This is a genomic window from Arthrobacter sp. NPDC057259 (assembly GCF_042668995.1).
Classification (GTDB): Bacteria; Actinomycetota; Actinomycetes; order Actinomycetales; family Micrococcaceae; genus Arthrobacter.
On record NZ_JBHUYA010000001.1, the window covers coordinates 627,762 to 642,239 of the forward strand.

General features: G+C 70.9%; 16 protein-coding genes. 7 read left to right on the forward strand and 9 right to left on the reverse strand.

Annotated features, from left to right (window positions below; all coding sequences use genetic code 11):
- Positions 1–173: 173 nt before the first annotated feature.
- Genes ACFUCU_RS03005 through ACFUCU_RS03015 form a run of 3 tightly spaced genes read right to left on the reverse strand, consistent with a single transcriptional unit; the run spans position 174 to position 2,572 of the window.
- A complete protein-coding gene (locus ACFUCU_RS03005; RefSeq protein ID WP_377970567.1) occupies positions 174–980 on the reverse strand; it encodes a TrmH family RNA methyltransferase in 807 nt (268 codons plus the stop codon).
- Between the two features lies 1 nt (position 981).
- Positions 982–1,767: a sulfite exporter TauE/SafE family protein gene (locus ACFUCU_RS03010; RefSeq protein WP_377970568.1), complete on the reverse strand. Its 786-nt coding sequence runs from the start codon at positions 1,765–1,767 to the stop codon at positions 982–984.
- A 19-nt stretch (positions 1,768–1,786) separates the two neighbouring features.
- Positions 1,787–2,572: an ABC transporter ATP-binding protein gene (locus ACFUCU_RS03015; RefSeq protein WP_364137387.1), complete on the reverse strand. Its 786-nt coding sequence runs from the start codon at positions 2,570–2,572 to the stop codon at positions 1,787–1,789.
- A 201-nt stretch (positions 2,573–2,773) separates the two neighbouring features.
- On the opposite strand from ACFUCU_RS03015, the gene serB reads away from it, so the two are divergent.
- A complete protein-coding gene (gene serB, locus ACFUCU_RS03020) occupies positions 2,774–3,670 on the forward strand; it encodes a phosphoserine phosphatase SerB (RefSeq protein WP_377970569.1) in 897 nt (298 codons plus the stop codon).
- Between the two features lie 97 nt (positions 3,671–3,767).
- Here serB and ACFUCU_RS03025 read toward each other — a convergent pair whose 3' ends face one another.
- From ACFUCU_RS03025 to ACFUCU_RS03035, 3 genes are all read right to left on the reverse strand, one after another.
- Positions 3,768–4,523, reverse strand: a complete 756-nt coding sequence (locus ACFUCU_RS03025) for an SDR family oxidoreductase (protein WP_377970570.1) — start codon at positions 4,521–4,523, stop codon at positions 3,768–3,770.
- Positions 4,524–4,734: 211 nt separating this feature from the next.
- Positions 4,735–5,154 (reverse strand): Hsp20/alpha crystallin family protein, encoded by a 420-nt coding sequence (locus tag ACFUCU_RS03030; protein WP_290258897.1) that lies wholly within the window; start codon positions 5,152–5,154, stop codon positions 4,735–4,737.
- A 166-nt stretch (positions 5,155–5,320) separates the two neighbouring features.
- The gene (locus ACFUCU_RS03035) at positions 5,321–6,046 is read right to left on the reverse strand and encodes a beta-ketoacyl-ACP reductase (RefSeq protein WP_290258898.1); all 726 of its coding nucleotides are present in this window, start codon (positions 6,044–6,046) and stop codon (positions 5,321–5,323) included.
- Positions 6,047–6,179: 133 nt separating this feature from the next.
- On the opposite strand from ACFUCU_RS03035, the gene ACFUCU_RS03040 reads away from it, so the two are divergent.
- The 3 genes from ACFUCU_RS03040 to ACFUCU_RS03050 are packed head-to-tail and all read left to right on the forward strand — an operon-like array spanning position 6,180 to position 7,777.
- Complete coding sequence (locus ACFUCU_RS03040) at positions 6,180–6,638, forward strand: DUF3099 domain-containing protein (RefSeq protein WP_290258899.1); 459 nt, start codon at positions 6,180–6,182, stop codon at positions 6,636–6,638.
- Positions 6,635–6,895 (forward strand): hypothetical protein, encoded by a 261-nt coding sequence (locus ACFUCU_RS03045; protein ID WP_377970571.1) that lies wholly within the window; start codon positions 6,635–6,637, stop codon positions 6,893–6,895. Before ACFUCU_RS03040 ends, ACFUCU_RS03045 begins: the two co-directional genes overlap by 4 nt.
- Complete coding sequence (locus ACFUCU_RS03050) at positions 6,896–7,777, forward strand: SURF1 family protein (protein WP_377970572.1); 882 nt, start codon at positions 6,896–6,898, stop codon at positions 7,775–7,777.
- Positions 7,778–7,917: 140 nt separating this feature from the next.
- Here the strand turns inward: ACFUCU_RS03050 and ACFUCU_RS03055 are convergent, their stop codons facing one another.
- Positions 7,918–9,516, reverse strand: a complete 1,599-nt coding sequence (locus ACFUCU_RS03055) for an ABC-F family ATP-binding cassette domain-containing protein (protein ID WP_290258902.1) — start codon at positions 9,514–9,516, stop codon at positions 7,918–7,920.
- 274 nt (positions 9,517–9,790) lie between these two features.
- Between ACFUCU_RS03055 and ACFUCU_RS03060 the strand changes: the two genes are divergently transcribed.
- Genes ACFUCU_RS03060 through ACFUCU_RS03070 form a run of 3 tightly spaced genes read left to right on the forward strand, consistent with a single transcriptional unit; the run spans position 9,791 to position 11,852 of the window.
- Positions 9,791–10,522: a biotin transporter BioY gene (locus ACFUCU_RS03060; protein WP_377970573.1), complete on the forward strand. Its 732-nt coding sequence runs from the start codon at positions 9,791–9,793 to the stop codon at positions 10,520–10,522.
- Complete coding sequence (locus tag ACFUCU_RS03065) at positions 10,519–11,229, forward strand: energy-coupling factor ABC transporter ATP-binding protein (RefSeq protein ID WP_377970574.1); 711 nt, start codon at positions 10,519–10,521, stop codon at positions 11,227–11,229. The genes ACFUCU_RS03060 and ACFUCU_RS03065 overlap by 4 nt, the downstream gene beginning before the upstream one ends.
- Positions 11,226–11,852 carry an energy-coupling factor transporter transmembrane protein EcfT gene (locus ACFUCU_RS03070; RefSeq protein ID WP_364137400.1) on the forward strand — a complete coding sequence of 209 codons (627 nt, stop codon included), beginning with the start codon at positions 11,226–11,228 and terminating at the stop codon, positions 11,850–11,852. The genes ACFUCU_RS03065 and ACFUCU_RS03070 overlap by 4 nt, the downstream gene beginning before the upstream one ends.
- Here ACFUCU_RS03070 and ACFUCU_RS03075 read toward each other — a convergent pair.
- Positions 11,849–13,051: a thiolase family protein gene (locus ACFUCU_RS03075; RefSeq protein WP_377970575.1), complete on the reverse strand. Its 1,203-nt coding sequence runs from the start codon at positions 13,049–13,051 to the stop codon at positions 11,849–11,851. The two genes, ACFUCU_RS03070 and ACFUCU_RS03075, sit on opposite strands and share 4 nt — an antisense overlap.
- Complete coding sequence (locus tag ACFUCU_RS03080) at positions 13,044–14,459, reverse strand: class I adenylate-forming enzyme family protein (protein WP_377970576.1); 1,416 nt, start codon at positions 14,457–14,459, stop codon at positions 13,044–13,046. Before ACFUCU_RS03080 ends, ACFUCU_RS03075 begins: the two co-directional genes overlap by 8 nt.
- Between the last annotated feature and the right edge of the window lie 19 nt (positions 14,460–14,478).

Here is a 14,478-nt window from a genome sequence, read left to right on the forward strand (position 1 = left end):
AATTGGACCTTTGTTCGCGCAACTGGATTTTGCCAGCTGCCAGGTATGAGTTGGAGTTGGCGTGCCGATCACACGGCACGGCCAGCTGTCAATGATACCGCAGTCACGGGCCTCCCGCGAACGCGGGGCCGCAGGTGCCGGCGCCAGATACGTGCGCAGGCCAGGGCGCCGCCTCAGCGGGAGCGGAGTTCCCAGAACGCGACGGCGGAGGCCGCGGCGACGTTGAGCGAGTCCACGCCTGGACGCATCGGGATCTTGACCGCGAGGTCGACGGCGGCGAGGGTCTCCGGGCTCATCCCGGCGCCCTCGGTACCGAGGACCAGCGCCAGCTTCTCCGGGTTGCGTGCGGCGAGCTCGTCGACGTCGACGGCGTCGTCGGTGAGCTCCATGGCGGCCACGGTGAAGCCGTGGTCCCGGAGGACGGCAAGGTCCGCGGGCCAGTTCTCCAGCCGCGCCCAGGGCACCTGGAAGACCGTGCCCATGCTGACCCGGACGCTGCGGCGGTACAGCGGGTCCCCGCAGCGCGGCGTCACCAGCACCGCGTCCAGGCCCAGGGCCGCGGCGGAGCGGAAGATGGCGCCGACGTTGGTGTGGTCCACGATGTCTTCGAGCACGGCGATGCGGCGGGCGCCGGCGAGCAGCTCCGGCAGCGGCACCGGGGCCGGCCGGTGCATGGCGGCCATGGCCCCGCGGTGCAGGTGGAATCCGGTGATCTCCTCCAGCAGGGCGGCCGGGCCGACGTAGACCGGGACGTCCGGGTACTGCTCGAACACGTCCGCCAGGTCCGCGAGCCACTTTTCCGCGAGGAAGAAGGACCGGGGCCGGTGGCCGGCGGCGAGGGCCCGGCGGAGCACACGGGAGGACTCGGCGATGTACAGACCCTCGGCGGGTTCGCGGATCTTGCGGAGGTGGACGTCGGTCAATTGGGTGTAGTCGGCGACGCGGGGATCGTCCGCGGACTCAAGGTGGTGCAGGGGCATCTCAGTTCACCAGCTTCGCGATCATGAACCCGAGGGCCACCAGGCCCAGGGTGAAGATGACGCCGCGCAGCACGGCGGGCGGGAGCCGGCGGCCCACCTTGGAGCCGATGAACCCCCCGATCAGGGAGCTGACGGCGATCAGGCCCACGGCGGGCCAGCTGATCCGGTCGAACGCGAAGAGCAGGTAGGACGCCGCCGCGACGATGTTCACGCCGAGGACCAGGATGTTCTTCATGGCGTTGGCGTTCTGGATGGTTCCGGCCATGAAGACGCCGAGGATCCCGACCAGGAGGATGCCCTGCGCGGCCACGAAGTAGCCGCCGTAAACCCCTGCCAGGTAGACCAGCACCACGAGCAGGGCGCTGTGCCTCTTGTCCCTGGCGGCGGTCTCCGGATCCGATTCCCGGTTTTGCACCCAGCGCTGCAACCGGGGCTGGAAGGCCACCATGAGCAGGGCCAGGACGATCAGTCCCGGGGCGGCGTACTGGAAGACCACCTCGGGAAGGTGCAGCAGCAGGTAGGCGCCGGTGATGCCGCCCAGCAGGGAGGCGGGCAGCAGACGGATGAGCTGGCTGCGGCGGCCGGCGAGTTCCTTGCGGTAGCCCCAGGCGCCCGCGGCGTTGCCGGCCACCAGACCGGTGGCGTTGCTGATCGAGGCCGTGACCGGAGCGAAGCCGAGGGCGATCAGCACCGGGAAGGTCACCAGCGTGCCGGAGCCCACCACGGAGTTGATGGTCCCGGCCCAGAGGCCGGCGAAGAAGACAAAGATGCTGTCAAGAAGGTCCACGCGCGTTCAGGGACCCCGCTTAGCGGCGGGCGGTGGCGGTGTAGCGGCCCCCGGTTTCGGTGACGTCCAGCTCGACGCCGAAGGTCTCTCCGAGGTTCTCCGCGGTGAGCGTCTCGCGCAGCGGGCCGGCGGCGACGATGCCGCCGTCGCGGATCAGAAGGGCGTGCGTGAAGCCCGGCGGCACCTCTTCGAGGTGGTGGGTCACCAGGACGATGGCGGGGGCGTCCTCGTCCGCAGCGAGTTCGCTCAACCGCTGGACCAGGTCCTCGCGCCCGCCGAGGTCCAGGCCGGCGGCCGGTTCGTCGAGCAGCAGCAGTTCGGGATCGGTCATCAGGGCGCGCGCGATCTGGACGCGCTTGCGTTCGCCCTCGGAGAGGGAGGCGAAGGGGCGGTTGAGCAGCGGGCCCATCCCCCATTCGTTGAGCAGGGCGAAGGCGCGGCGCTCGTCGTCCTTCTCGTAGCCCTCGCGCCAGCGGCCGGTGACCCCGTAGGCGGCCGTCACGACGACGTTGAGGACCTTTTCATGTTCGGGGATCTGGTTGGCCAGCGCCGCGGAGGACAGGCCGATCCGGGGCCGCAGTTCGAAGACGTCAACGGCACCCATGACCTCGTCGAGGATCCCGGCCTTACCGGAGGTGGGGTGCAGGCGGGCCGCGGCGACCTGCAGGAGCGTGGTCTTACCGGCGCCGTTGGGGCCGAGGACCACCCAGCGTTCGCCCTCCTTGACCTGCCAATCCACCTTGTCCAGGAGCGTCTTCGCCCCGCGGACAACGCTGACGGCGGCCAATTCAAGAACTTCACTCATAGGAGTAGACACTAGGACAAAAAAGCTGACGATTGATAACCGGAGCGGCGCACCTCCCCCGGCGCCACCGTCCGGGTCCGCCCCCGTGGCCTGACCAGTGCCCCGGCGGCGCTGCGCCCTGGCGGTGACGGGCGTCACCGCGGCTCCTTCGCGGCGTCATGGATGCGGGGCGGCACCGGCCCGCTCGATAGGATTGGGGCCATGATTTCCCACGTGACCGCGGTCAGTTACGGCCCCGCCCTGTCCGACGACGACCTCCGGCAGGTCCGCGGCGCACTGGCCGCCGCCGGACTGGCCATCACCGACGAGGACACCGCCGGCGACGGCCGCTACACGGTCCACACCGCGGAGTGCACAACCTCGGAACCGCTGACCGACGCCGCACTGGCTGGACTGCGGAAGGCCGTCTCCCCCGCCGTCGGGGCCGGCTTCGGCACCGCCCTGGTGCCGGACGGGCTGCGGAGCGCGCCGCGGAAGCTCCTGCTGATGGACGTCGATTCGACCCTGATCAAGCAGGAAGTGATTGAACTGCTGGCGGCCTACGCGGGTAAGCGCGAGGAGGTCACCGCCGTGACGGAGGCCGCGATGCGCGGCGAGCTGGACTTCGCCCAGAGCCTCCACGCCCGGGTGGCGGTGCTTGCCGGCCTGCCGGCCGCCGTTGTGGACGATGTCCGCGCCGAGGTCAGCCTCAGCGAGGGGGCCGCAGAACTGGTGGCGGCCTTCAAGGCGGCCGGTCATGCCGTGGCGGTGGTGTCCGGCGGCTTCAACCAGATCCTCGGACCGCTGGCGGCCGGCCTGGGGCTGGACCGCTGGATCGCCAACGAGCTCGAAATTGTCGACGGCGCCCTCACCGGCCGTGTCCTCGGGGACGTCATCGACCGGGCGGCGAAGGAAAAGTACCTTCGCGAGTGGGCGGCGGCGGAGGGCATCCCGCTGGAGCACACGATCGCCGTCGGCGACGGCGCCAACGACCTGGACATGCTCGGCGCCGCCGGCATCGGGGTGGCGTTCAACGCCAAGCCCGCCGTCCGCGCCGCGGCCGATGCCGCCGTCGACCTGCCCTACCTCGACACGGTCCGGCACATCGCGGGGGTCTGACCGGGCTCTGATCCCGGACACACCGCACACGGCAAAGGCCGGGGCGCCTGCCCCGGCCTTTGCCGTGTCCGCGGAAGATTCCGCGGTGGAGAATCGGCTAGTTGCTGCCGCTCTTTTCGAAGTAGTCGGAGCCGCCGACGTACTCGGTGTGGCCGCTCTCGACGTCGGCGGTGGCCATCTTGGCGACCTCGGCGGCGAATTCGTTGACGGAGTACAGCTTGCCGGCCTCGGCGCGGCGGGCCTCGATGGCGCCGGGGTTGGAGCGGTCCAGCAGGGTGGCGGTGACGGTGCCCTCGATCATGTCGCCCGAGACGACCACCAGGGAGATGCCCTTGTCGGCCAGGCTCGGGACCAGCTCGCGCAGCGCGTCCTCGCCGGCGCGCTTGCTGCGGGCCACCGGCTCGTACTCGGGCATGGTGGGAACCGTGTCGATGAAGTGGGCCTGGTGGCTGGTGACGAACACGACCCGGGAACCCTCCGGCATCAGCGGCACGGCGGCGTTGAGCATGTTGACCTGGGCGTCGCGGTTGAGCTTGAGCGCGTAGCCCTCCTCCATGCCGCTTTCCATGCCGCCGGAGGCGTTGAGGACCAGCAGGTCCAGAGAGCCGAAGTTCTCCATGGCGGCGCTGGCCAGGGCCTGGACGCCTTCCTGGGTGGTCAGGTCCGCTCCGACCGCGGCGGCCCGGCCGCCGGCGGCCTCGATCTCCGCGACAACCTTGTTGGCCCGCGGTGCCTTCTGGCGATAGTTCACGATCACGGCGGCGCCCTCGGCGGCCAGGAATTTCGCCACGTCGGCGCCGATGCCGCGCGACGAACCGGTGACGATCGCGGTCTTGTTCTCCAGCAGTCCCATTCGAGCTCCTTTGTTCCATCCATCCAAATTGCGTGGGGTCTGCTGTCCATCATGCCAGCGACGCCGGGCAAAGCGGTTGTACGGGACCCACAAAGAAGCCGGAGCAGCCTAGTTCCGGCGGTCCGTCCACGGCGTGCCGGGGACGAGGCAGGCAAGGCCCGGCGGCCCGCCCCGGGAGACGGGCAGCCGGTTGGATCAATCCGCTGGAAACCTAACCCCGGTCCACCCGGATCTTCTTGCTGGCTTCCGCGGCGGCCGTTGCCGGGGCCGGGGCGCGGACTTCGAGGACCCCGTCCTTGTAGGTGGCGGTAATGTCCTCTTCCTTCGCGCCGGCCGGAAGGGCGACGCTGCGCGAGAACGAGCCGTAGCGGAATTCGGAGCGGTAGCCGTTCTTGCTCTTGTGCTCGGACTTTTCCTCGCGTTCGGCCCGGATGTGCAGCATGCCGTCGCTGACCGAGACGTCCACGTCCTTGTCCGGGTCGATGCCCGGGACCTCCGCGCGGACCACCAGGGTGTTGCCGTCCTGAAACTGCTCGACCTTCATGGACGGCGTCATGGACAGGTCACCGTCGAGGAACCGGCGGACGGGTTCCAGCATGTCAGAGGGAGCCCATTTGCTGAGTTCGGTCACGATCTTTCCTCCTGGGTGCACGCCCCGCCTCGGTGTGGTGGGGGCTGTGCGTCCAGTACATGACGGCGCGGGCTGGGCGGCTAGGGCCAAAAGGCCGACGGCGGCGCCGGTCCCCGCAGGGTCCGGCGCCGCCGTTAAACTCCCGGGACGCGCCCGGCGAAGAAGGCTAGTGGCCCATTCCGAGGCCGCCGTCGACCGGGATCACGGCGCCGGAGATGTAGGCGGCCTCGTCGCTGGCGATCCAGCGGACGACGTTGGCCACCTCGGACGCCTCGGCGAAGCGGCCGGCGGGAACCTTGGTCAGGTAGTCCTTCTGGGTGGCCTCCGGCAGTTCGGCGGTCATGTCCGTGTTGATGAAGCCGGGGGCCACCACGTTGGCGGTGATGCCCCGGGCGCCGAGTTCGCGGGTCAGCGAGCGGGCGATGCCCACGAGGCCGGCCTTGGAAGCGGAGTAGTTGATCTGGCCGGGGGCGCCGTAGAGGCCCGAGACGGAGGAGATCAGCACCACACGGCCCTTGCGGGCCCGGATCATGCCCTTGGAGGCGCGCTTGATGACGCGGAAGGCTCCGGTGAGGTTGGTGTCGATGACGGAGGTGAAGTCGTCCTCGCTCATCCGCATCAGCAGGGTGTCCTTGGTGATGCCGGCGTTGGCCACCAGCACCTCCACCGGACCGTGGGCCGCCTCGACCTCGGCGAAGGCGGCGTCGACGGAGGCCTCATCCGTCACGTCCGCCTTGACGCCCAGGATGCCCTCGGGCAGGGCGGATTCGCTGCGGTAGGTCACGGCTACCTTGTCGCCGTTGGCGAGGAAGGACTCGGCGATGGCCAGTCCGATGCCGCGGTTGCCGCCGGTGATGAGGACGCTGCGTCCCGTGGAGCTTGCTTCGGTCATGGTGGTCTCCGGGATTCTGCGGCTCAGTGGCGCCGCTCGGGGCTGGGTTTCCTGCCTTCGATCTTAGCCAGTGTTCCGGTGCCGGAGCCGTTTGGGCGCTTCCGCCGATGGTGCGAGAATTGACGGTGAGCCTATGGAGCGTGATCTGACAGCTGTGACAAACAAGAACCGGCCCGGCGGCACCACGCCCGGCGAGGACTTCGAGGACACCGAGGTCCACAGCATCACCGACGCCGCCACCGCCCACTCGGAAGAGATGCGTTCGCGGATGGTCAAGTATGCCCTGGCCATGGGCATCCGCATGGTCTGCCTGGTTCTGATCTTTGTGGTTGACGGCTGGTTCAAAATCCTCCCGGTGATCGGGGCCGTGTTCCTGCCCTGGTTCGCGGTGGTGGTCGCCAACGGCAACGACAAGGCGGAGGTACACAGCGAGTCACTGATCGACTACGTGCCGCTGGGCCAGCTGGAGGGACCGCCGCCGGCGGAGTCCTTCGGCGACATGCCCGACGACGACGGGCCGGTCACCCTGCTTCAGGGCGAGATCATCGACGACGACGATGACGACGAAGACCACAGACGGGCCGCTTCATGAACCTCCTCGACCTGGCCGGCGGGACCGCCGCGCCGGAAACCGCCATCTGCTCGCGCAAGGCGTGCCGTGCCGGAGCAGAGTGGCGGCTGCTCTGGAACAATCCGAAGATTCACACCCCCGACCGGCGCAAAACCTGGCTGGCGTGCGGGGACCACCGCGAGTGGCTGGAGGACTACCTCCGGACCCGCGGCCTCTGGAAGGAAACCCTCCCCCTCGTGCCTGACGAGTCCCCCGCGACCCCGGGCGGGGCCGCCTGAATGTACCGCTTTCTCTTTTCCAGCAAGTGGCTGGGCTATTTGCTGCTGGCCGCCATCTTCGCCACGGCGTGCGTCTTCCTGGGCCGCTGGCAGATGGACCGCCGGGCCGAGACGCTGGCCGAGATCAACCGCGTCGTCTCGAACTACTCGGCCACCCCGCTGCCGTTCACCGAGGTACGCAACGAGTTCGTCCGGCTGGATGCGGAACGCGAATGGACCCAGGTGGAGCTCCACGGCGTCTATGACACCGCCGGCCAGCGGGTGGTGCGCAATCGGCCGCTCAACGGCCAGCCCGGCTACGAGGTGGTGGTCCCGCTGAAGCTCGATTCCGGCGACACCGTGGTGATCGACCGCGGCTGGCTGCCGATCGGCAACAAGACGCCCGGCAGCCCGGACTCGGTGCCGGCGCCGCCCGAAGGCAACGTCACCGTCGTCGCCCGGCTCAAGCCCTCGGAGCCGACCCTGCAGCGCGGCGCCCCGGAGGGGCAGCTGGCCTCCATTGACCTTCCCACGTACGCCGGACAGCTGGGCTACCCGGTGCTGACCGGCGCGTATGGACAGGTGGCCAGCGAGAGTCCCGCTGCCGCGACCATGCCGCTGGGCTTCCCGAAGCCGTCCACGGACGAGGGCACCCACCTGTCCTACTCGCTGCAGTGGTTCGCGTTCGGCGTGCTGATGTTCTTCGCCTTCGGCTATGCGGCCCGGCAGCAGGCGCGCAACGCCGCCATCGACGCCGAAGACGCCGAGGATGCAGAGGCCCGGGGCGAGGCGGCGTACCACTCCGCCGCGAATGCGCCCCGCCGTCGTCCGGCTCCCCGGAAGCGAAAGAACGCCACGGCCGAGGAAGAGGAAGACGCCATCCTCGACGCCCAGGGCTTCTGAGCAAGGACGGCATGGCTTCCGACGCCGCAGCCACGGCGAGTGCCACCCGTTTGCCACGAAGGGCCGCTAAACCTGACGGTTAGCGGCCCTTCGTGGCAAATCGGGCGAGCCGGGCCGCGAAGGCGACCGGGGCCGGCAGCCTACGCCAGCGTGATCAGGTCCAGGTAGTCCTCGTTCCAGAGGTCCTCGACGCCGTCGGGCAGCATGACGACCCGCTCCGGGTTGAGCGCCTCGACGGCGCCCTCGTCGTGGCTGACCAGGACGACGGCGCCGGTGTAGTTGCGCAGGGCGCCCAGGATTTCGCCGCGGCTGGCGGGGTCCAGGTTGTTGGTGGGCTCGTCGAGGAGAAGCACGTTGGCGCTGGAGGCCACGATGGTGGCCAGCGCCAGGCGGGTCTTCTCACCGCCGGAAAGCACGCCGGCGGGCTTGTCGACGTCGTCCCCGGAGAACAGGAACGAGCCCAGGATGCCGCGGACCTCGGAGTCGTTCATGTCCGGCGCCGCGGAGCGCATGTTTTGCAGCACGGTGCGGTCCACGTCCAGGGTCTCGTGCTCCTGCGCGTAGTAGCCCACCTTGAGGCCGTGGCCTGCGACCACCTTGCCGGTGTCCGGCTTGTCCACGCCGGCGAGCATCCGCAGCAGGGTGGTCTTGCCGGCACCGTTGAGGCCCAGGATGACCACCTTGGAACCGCGGTCGATCGCGAGGTCGACGTCGGTGAAGATCTCCAGCGAGCCGTAGGACTTGCTGAGCCCGTCGGCGGTGAGCGGGGTCTTGCCGCAGGGCGACGGGTCCGGGAAGCGCAGGGCGGCCACCCGGTCGTTCTCGCGGACCGCCTCGAGGCCGCCGAGCAGGCGCTCGGCGCGCTTGGCCATGTTCTGCGCGGCGACGGCCTTGGTGGCCTTGGCGCGCATCTTGTTGGCCTGGTCCATCAGGACCTGGGCCTTCTTCTCGGCGTTGGCGCGTTCGCGCTTGCGGGCCCGCTCGTCGGTCTCGCGCTGGGTCAGGTAGCGCTTCCAGTCCATGTTGTAGATGTCGATCTGCGCGCGGTTGGCGTCGAGCAGGAACACCTTGTTCACCGTGGCCTCGAGCAGCTCGGTGTCGTGGCTGATGACGATCAGGCCTCCCTGGTGGTTCTTGAGGAAGTCCCGGAGCCAGGCGATTGAGTCGGCGTCGAGGTGGTTGGTCGGTTCGTCGAGGAGCATGGTCTCGGCATCCGAGTACAGGATGCGGGCCAGCTCCACGCGGCGGCGCTGACCGCCGGAGAGGGTCTTCAGGGGCTGGTTCAGCAGCCGGTCCGGCAGGGCGAGGTTGGAGCAGATCGCGGCGGCCTCGGCCTCGGCGGCGTACCCGCCCGCGGCGAGGAACTCGGACTCCAGCCGGTCGTAGCGGTTCATGGCCTTGCGCTGAACGGCAGGGTCCTCGCTGGCCATTTCCTCGTGCGCGGCGCGGAGCTTGCCGACCGCGATGTCCAGGCCGCGGGCGGAGAGGATCCGGTCGCGGGCCAGCTGCTCCATGTCCGGGGTGCGGGGGTCCTGCGGCAGGTAGCCGATCTCGCCGCTGCGGGTCACCTTGCCGGCCGCGGGCAGGCCCTCGCCGGCGAGCACACGGGTGAGCGTGGTCTTACCTGCACCGTTTCGGCCCACGAGGCCGATCTTGTCTCCCTTGTCGATCCGGAAGCTCACCTGGTCCATAAGGAGGCGGGCGCCGGCGCGCAGTTCGAGATCCTGGACGGTAATCAATGCAGCTAAGGCCTTTCACAACAGGGAACGCCGCGGCGCGGCGGTCATGCCTGCAAGGCGCCGGGGCGGTGGGGCCGAGAACACGGCCTGTTCCAGTCTACCGGCAGCACCCCCGCCGGCCCGCATCGGGGCGGTGGGCGGCCGGGTCGGCCACTTTTGGTGGAGTCCCCCATCGGGTGGCCCCGCCACTAGTGGAGGGGCTACAAAAACGGGCCAGCACGCAGGACGTACCGTCGGAGTCAGGACCCGAATTCCGTGACGAACAGGACACAGCATGGCCAGCACCGAGAACACCTCCGCAACGACCGGCACCCCCGCCGCGCCCTCTGCTCGCGCGCAGGCAACCACCGAGGACGGCACCCCGGCAACCGCCCCGGCATCCGCCCCGCGCCGCCGCTGGGACGCCACCGACCTGGCCCTGGTGGCCGTCTTCGCCGCCCTGGTGGCGGGATCCGCCCTGGTCGCGGCCATCCCGGTGGGCGGCCTCGGCGTGCCCATCACCCTGCAGACGCTGGCGGTCATCCTCACCGGACTGGCCCTGGGGCCGGCCCGGGCGTTCGCCGCCGTCGGCCTCTACCTGCTGCTGGGCTTCGCAGGCCTGCCCATCTTCAGCGGCGGCCGCGCCGGCCTGGGCGTGCTGGCCGGTCCCTCCGGCGGCTACATCATCGGCTTCCTGCTGGGCGCCACCGCCGTCGGCGCCCTGACCGCCGTCGTCCTCCGCCGGACCTCCGCGGTAGCGGGTGCGGGCCGCCGCGGCACACTGCGCCCGGTGCTGCTGTTCTGCGCCGCTATGGCAGCCAGCATCGTCTTCATCCACGGCCTGGGCATCCTGGGCATGATGGTCAACGCCAAGCTGAGCCTGACGGCCGCGTTCCTGGCCGACCTGCCGTTCTACCCCGGGGACATCATCAAGAACGTCCTCGCCGTGATTATCGCCCTGGCCCTGCACCGGGCATTCCCGGACCTGCTGCTGCGCCGGGTGCGTCGCGGCACCGCCCGGCCGTGAGCATCATCCTGGACCGTCCCGCGGTCCGGATTGACGTGGACGGCCGGGCCGAACCGAAGACCCTGCTGGACTTGCCCGCGCTGACCCTGGCCGAGCACCGGATCGGGATCATCGGCGCCAACGGGTCGGGGAAGTCTTCCCTGCTGCGGCTGCTCAACGGCCTGGTGCTTCCCACCGCGGGCCGGGTCACCGTGGGTGGCCTAGATACAGGCAGGGATGTGCGGGCGGTGCGCCGCCGGGTGGGATTCGTCTTCACCGACCCGCTCTCCCAGCTGGTGATGCCCACACCGCGGGAGGACGTGGAACTTTCGCTGCGCCGCCTGGTGCGCAACGGCGTGGAACGGCGTGCCCGGGCCGAGGCCGTGCTGGACCGGTTCGGCCTGCTGGGCATGGCGGACCAGAGCGTTTACGAACTCTCCGGCGGGGAGCGGCAACTCGCGGCTCTGGCCGCCGTGCTGGCCGTGGAGCCGGAGGTCCTGGTGCTGGACGAGCCGTCCACGCTGCTGGATCTGCGGAACCGTGAGCTGCTGCGCACCACCCTGGCCGGGCTCGGGCAGCAGGTGGTCCTCTCCACCCACGACCTGGAGATCGCCGCGGACATGGACCGCGTGCTGGTGATCGACGCCGGGACGGTCGTCTTCGACGGTGCGGCGCCGGAGGCAGTGGCCTGCTACCGCGCCCTGTGCGGGATGCCGGCGCGGCCGTGAGGGGCCACGGTTTCCTCCTTGCCGGCTACGTTCCCGGCCGCTCCATGGTGCACCGTGCCCCGTTGTGGGCGAAGTTCCTGCTGGTGCTGCTCTGCGGCGCGGGGTCCTGGCTGGTCTCCGACTGGGCCGTGTCCGCGGCGGCCCTTGCCCTGCTGTCCGCCGTCTTCCTGGCCAGCGGTGCCGGAATCCGGCGGCTGGCGACGGCGGTCCGGCCGGTGCTGCCCATACTGGCGCTGGTGGGCGCGTTCCAGTGGTGGCAGCTGGGCGGCCCCACCGCGGCGCGGATCGTGCTGAACGTGCTGGTCTGCGTGGTGGCGGCCTCGATCGTGACGGCCACGACCCCGGTGCGGGAGCTGCTGGACGGCGCCGCCTCCCTCGCCCGGCCGTTGGAACGGTTCGGCGCGGATCCGGAGCGCTTCGCCCTGACCATCGCCATCATGGTGCGCAGCATCCCCTTCATCGCCGGGGCGTTCGCCGACGTCCGGGACTCCGCCCGGGCCCGCGGCCTGGAGCGCAATCCCCGGGCCCTGGTCCTGCCGGTCTTCATCACCACGGTTGCCTTCGCCCGGCAGACCGGTGAGGCGCTGGCGGCCCGCGGCCTGGGCGACGCCGACGCCGGCTAGGCGAGCCTCCGGTACCGGAACAGCGCCGCGGTGCCCATGCCGCCGGCGATGCTGATCATCGCCAGGGCCACTTGATCGTCTGTGCCGGCGCGCCGCGCCTGGGCGAGCAGCCGGGTCACGAGCACGGCCCCCGAGGCTCCGTAGGCGTGGCCCAGCGCCAGTGCTCCCCCGTCCCGGTTGGCGCGGTCCGCGTCGATGCCCAGCCGGTCCAGGCAGGCCAGGGTCTGGGACGCGAAGGCCTCGTTGAACTCCACCAGGTCCACCGCGTCCGCTGTGGTTCCGGTCCGATCCAGCAGCCGGGCCCCGGCGTCGGCGGCGCCCAGGCCCAGGAGCCGTGGGTCCACCCCCGCCGTATCCGTGCCGAGCACCAGCAGCCCGTCGCGGGCGCCCACCTCACGGGCGTGGGCCAGGGAGGTGACCACGACGGCGGACGCGGCGTCCGCGTCGAAGCAGGAGTTCCCGGCCGTGACCGTGCCGCCGCGGACGAAGGCGGCAGGGAAACGGGCGAGGATGGCCGGCGTCAGGGAGGCGCGCGGGCCGTCGTCGTGGGTCACCGTGCCGGTCCCGCCGTGCGGCACCAGGTCCACGGGGACGGTTTCGGCGTCGAAGGCACCCGCCGCGGCGGCGGTCAGGGCCCGGCGGTGGCTGCGGAGCGCTAACTCGTCCTGCCGTTCCCGGCCGATGCCGCAGGCCTCCGCCACGTTCTCGGCGGCGGCGCCCATGTCAGGGTCGCCGAACCGCTCCGGCGCGAACCGGGCGCGGCGGTAAAAAACGGGTTCGCCGTCCGGGCCGCGGCGGGCGCGCAGCGGCGCGGTGCTGATGCTCTCCACGCCGCCGGCCAGGTATAGCTCAGTCCCGTCCCCGCCGGCGACCATGCGGGAGGCCAGCACGATCGCGTCCAGGCCGGAGCCGCACTGGCGGTCGACGGTGAGGCCGGGCACGGCGACGGGAAGGCCGGCCTCGAGGGCGGCGAGCCGGGCGACGTTCCCGCCGCCGCCCACGGCGTTGCCGATCACGACGTCGCTGACCTGCCGGGCGGGGACGCCGGCGTCGGCCAGCAGCCGGCCCAGGACCGGGGCGAGAAGCTGTTGCGCCTCCAGCCGGCCGAACGCGCCGTGGGCACGGCGTACCGGGGTGCGGAGCGCCCCGATGATCACCGGCTGCCGCTCCGGGGGCAGCGCCGGGTGCGGCTCAGCCAAGACGCCGGGCCCGCGGGTCGCCGTCGGCAATCCAGGACAGCAGCAGCGCCCGGCTGGGCTTGCCACGGTCCGTGAGCGGCAGCTCGGTCAGGAGGTAGTAGTCCAGGGGGCGTTTGCTCCGCGGCAGCAGTGACTCCAGCCCGGTGCGCAGCTGCGTGGCGGACAGGCCGCCGTGGGCCGGAACGACGCCCGCCACCAGCCGCTGCCCGCGGACCTCGTCGGTTTGTCCGGCCGCGACGGCGGCGGCGACACCGGGAACTGAGGCGAGGGCCAGTTCCACCTCGTGCGGGTAGACGTTGGTGCCGGCGGTGTTGATCATCTCGGACCGGCGTCCCAGCAGGTGCAGCGCACCGTCCTGGAGGTAGCCCTGGTCGCCGACGGTGTACCAGCCGTTCACGGTCCGGAGGGCGGCGCCGTCGTCGCCCCAGAGGTAGCCGTCGCTGACCATGCCGCTGCGTACGCAGACGTCGCCGGGGGTTCCGTCCGGGACCGGGTTCCCGTCCTCGTCCAGGATGCGAAGTTCCACGCCGGGAAAGGGCGTGCCGATCAGGGTCCCGGCGGGCGTGGCCGTCGCGGAGCCGCCCGGGCAGAGGCCGCCGCCGGCCACGAAGCTCAGTTCGGCCGCGCCGTAGTACTCGAAGATGGTGGCGTTGGGGGCCCAGCGCCGGGCGGCCTCGAGGGTGCGGGCGTCCAGCTTCGAGCCGGCGCAGATGATGCTGCGCAGCCCGGAGGCATCAACGCCGCCGGCCAGGCCGCGTTCGCTGAGCAGCCGCAGCATGGTGGGGACCAAGACCAGCCGGGTGATCCCGTCGTGGCTGATGGCGGCGTGGGCGTCGCCGACGTCGAAGCCGGTCAGGGTGTGGAACTCGGTGCCGGCGTAGAGGCACTCGGCCAGCGCGTAAAGGTTCAGGCTGGCCGCCATGGTCCCGGGAGCGAGCGTCCGGTCGCCGGGCCGGAGGCCGAAGAACTCAATCGAGGACTCGAACGAGACCTGCCAGGATCGGCGGGACCGGGTGAAGGCCTTGGGCAGGGACGTAGTGCCGGAGGTCAGCCCGATCAGGAACGGGGTGTCGGGCGGCCCGTCGACCAGGTCGCCGGAATGGACGGAATCGGCGGGCAGGCCGCCAGCGTACTCCCCGATCCGTTCCGTGATGGCGACGCGCAACGCCTCCGGCCAGGTGGCGTCGAGGACGGCGCAGCGGCGGGACCCCGCAATGGCGGCGGCAAAGGCGGCAACGAAAGCGGTGGAGTTGGGTTCGGCCAGCACGGACACCGGCGGCGCCGACGCAACCAGGCCGGCGGCCCCGTCCCGCAGCTGCGCCCAAGTCAGCCGCGCGCCGCCGACGACGACGGCGGTGTCGTCGGGGCGGCTGTCGGCCCAGCGCTGGAGTCGGTCGAGAAAAGGCATCGGGGCAACTTTACCGGGA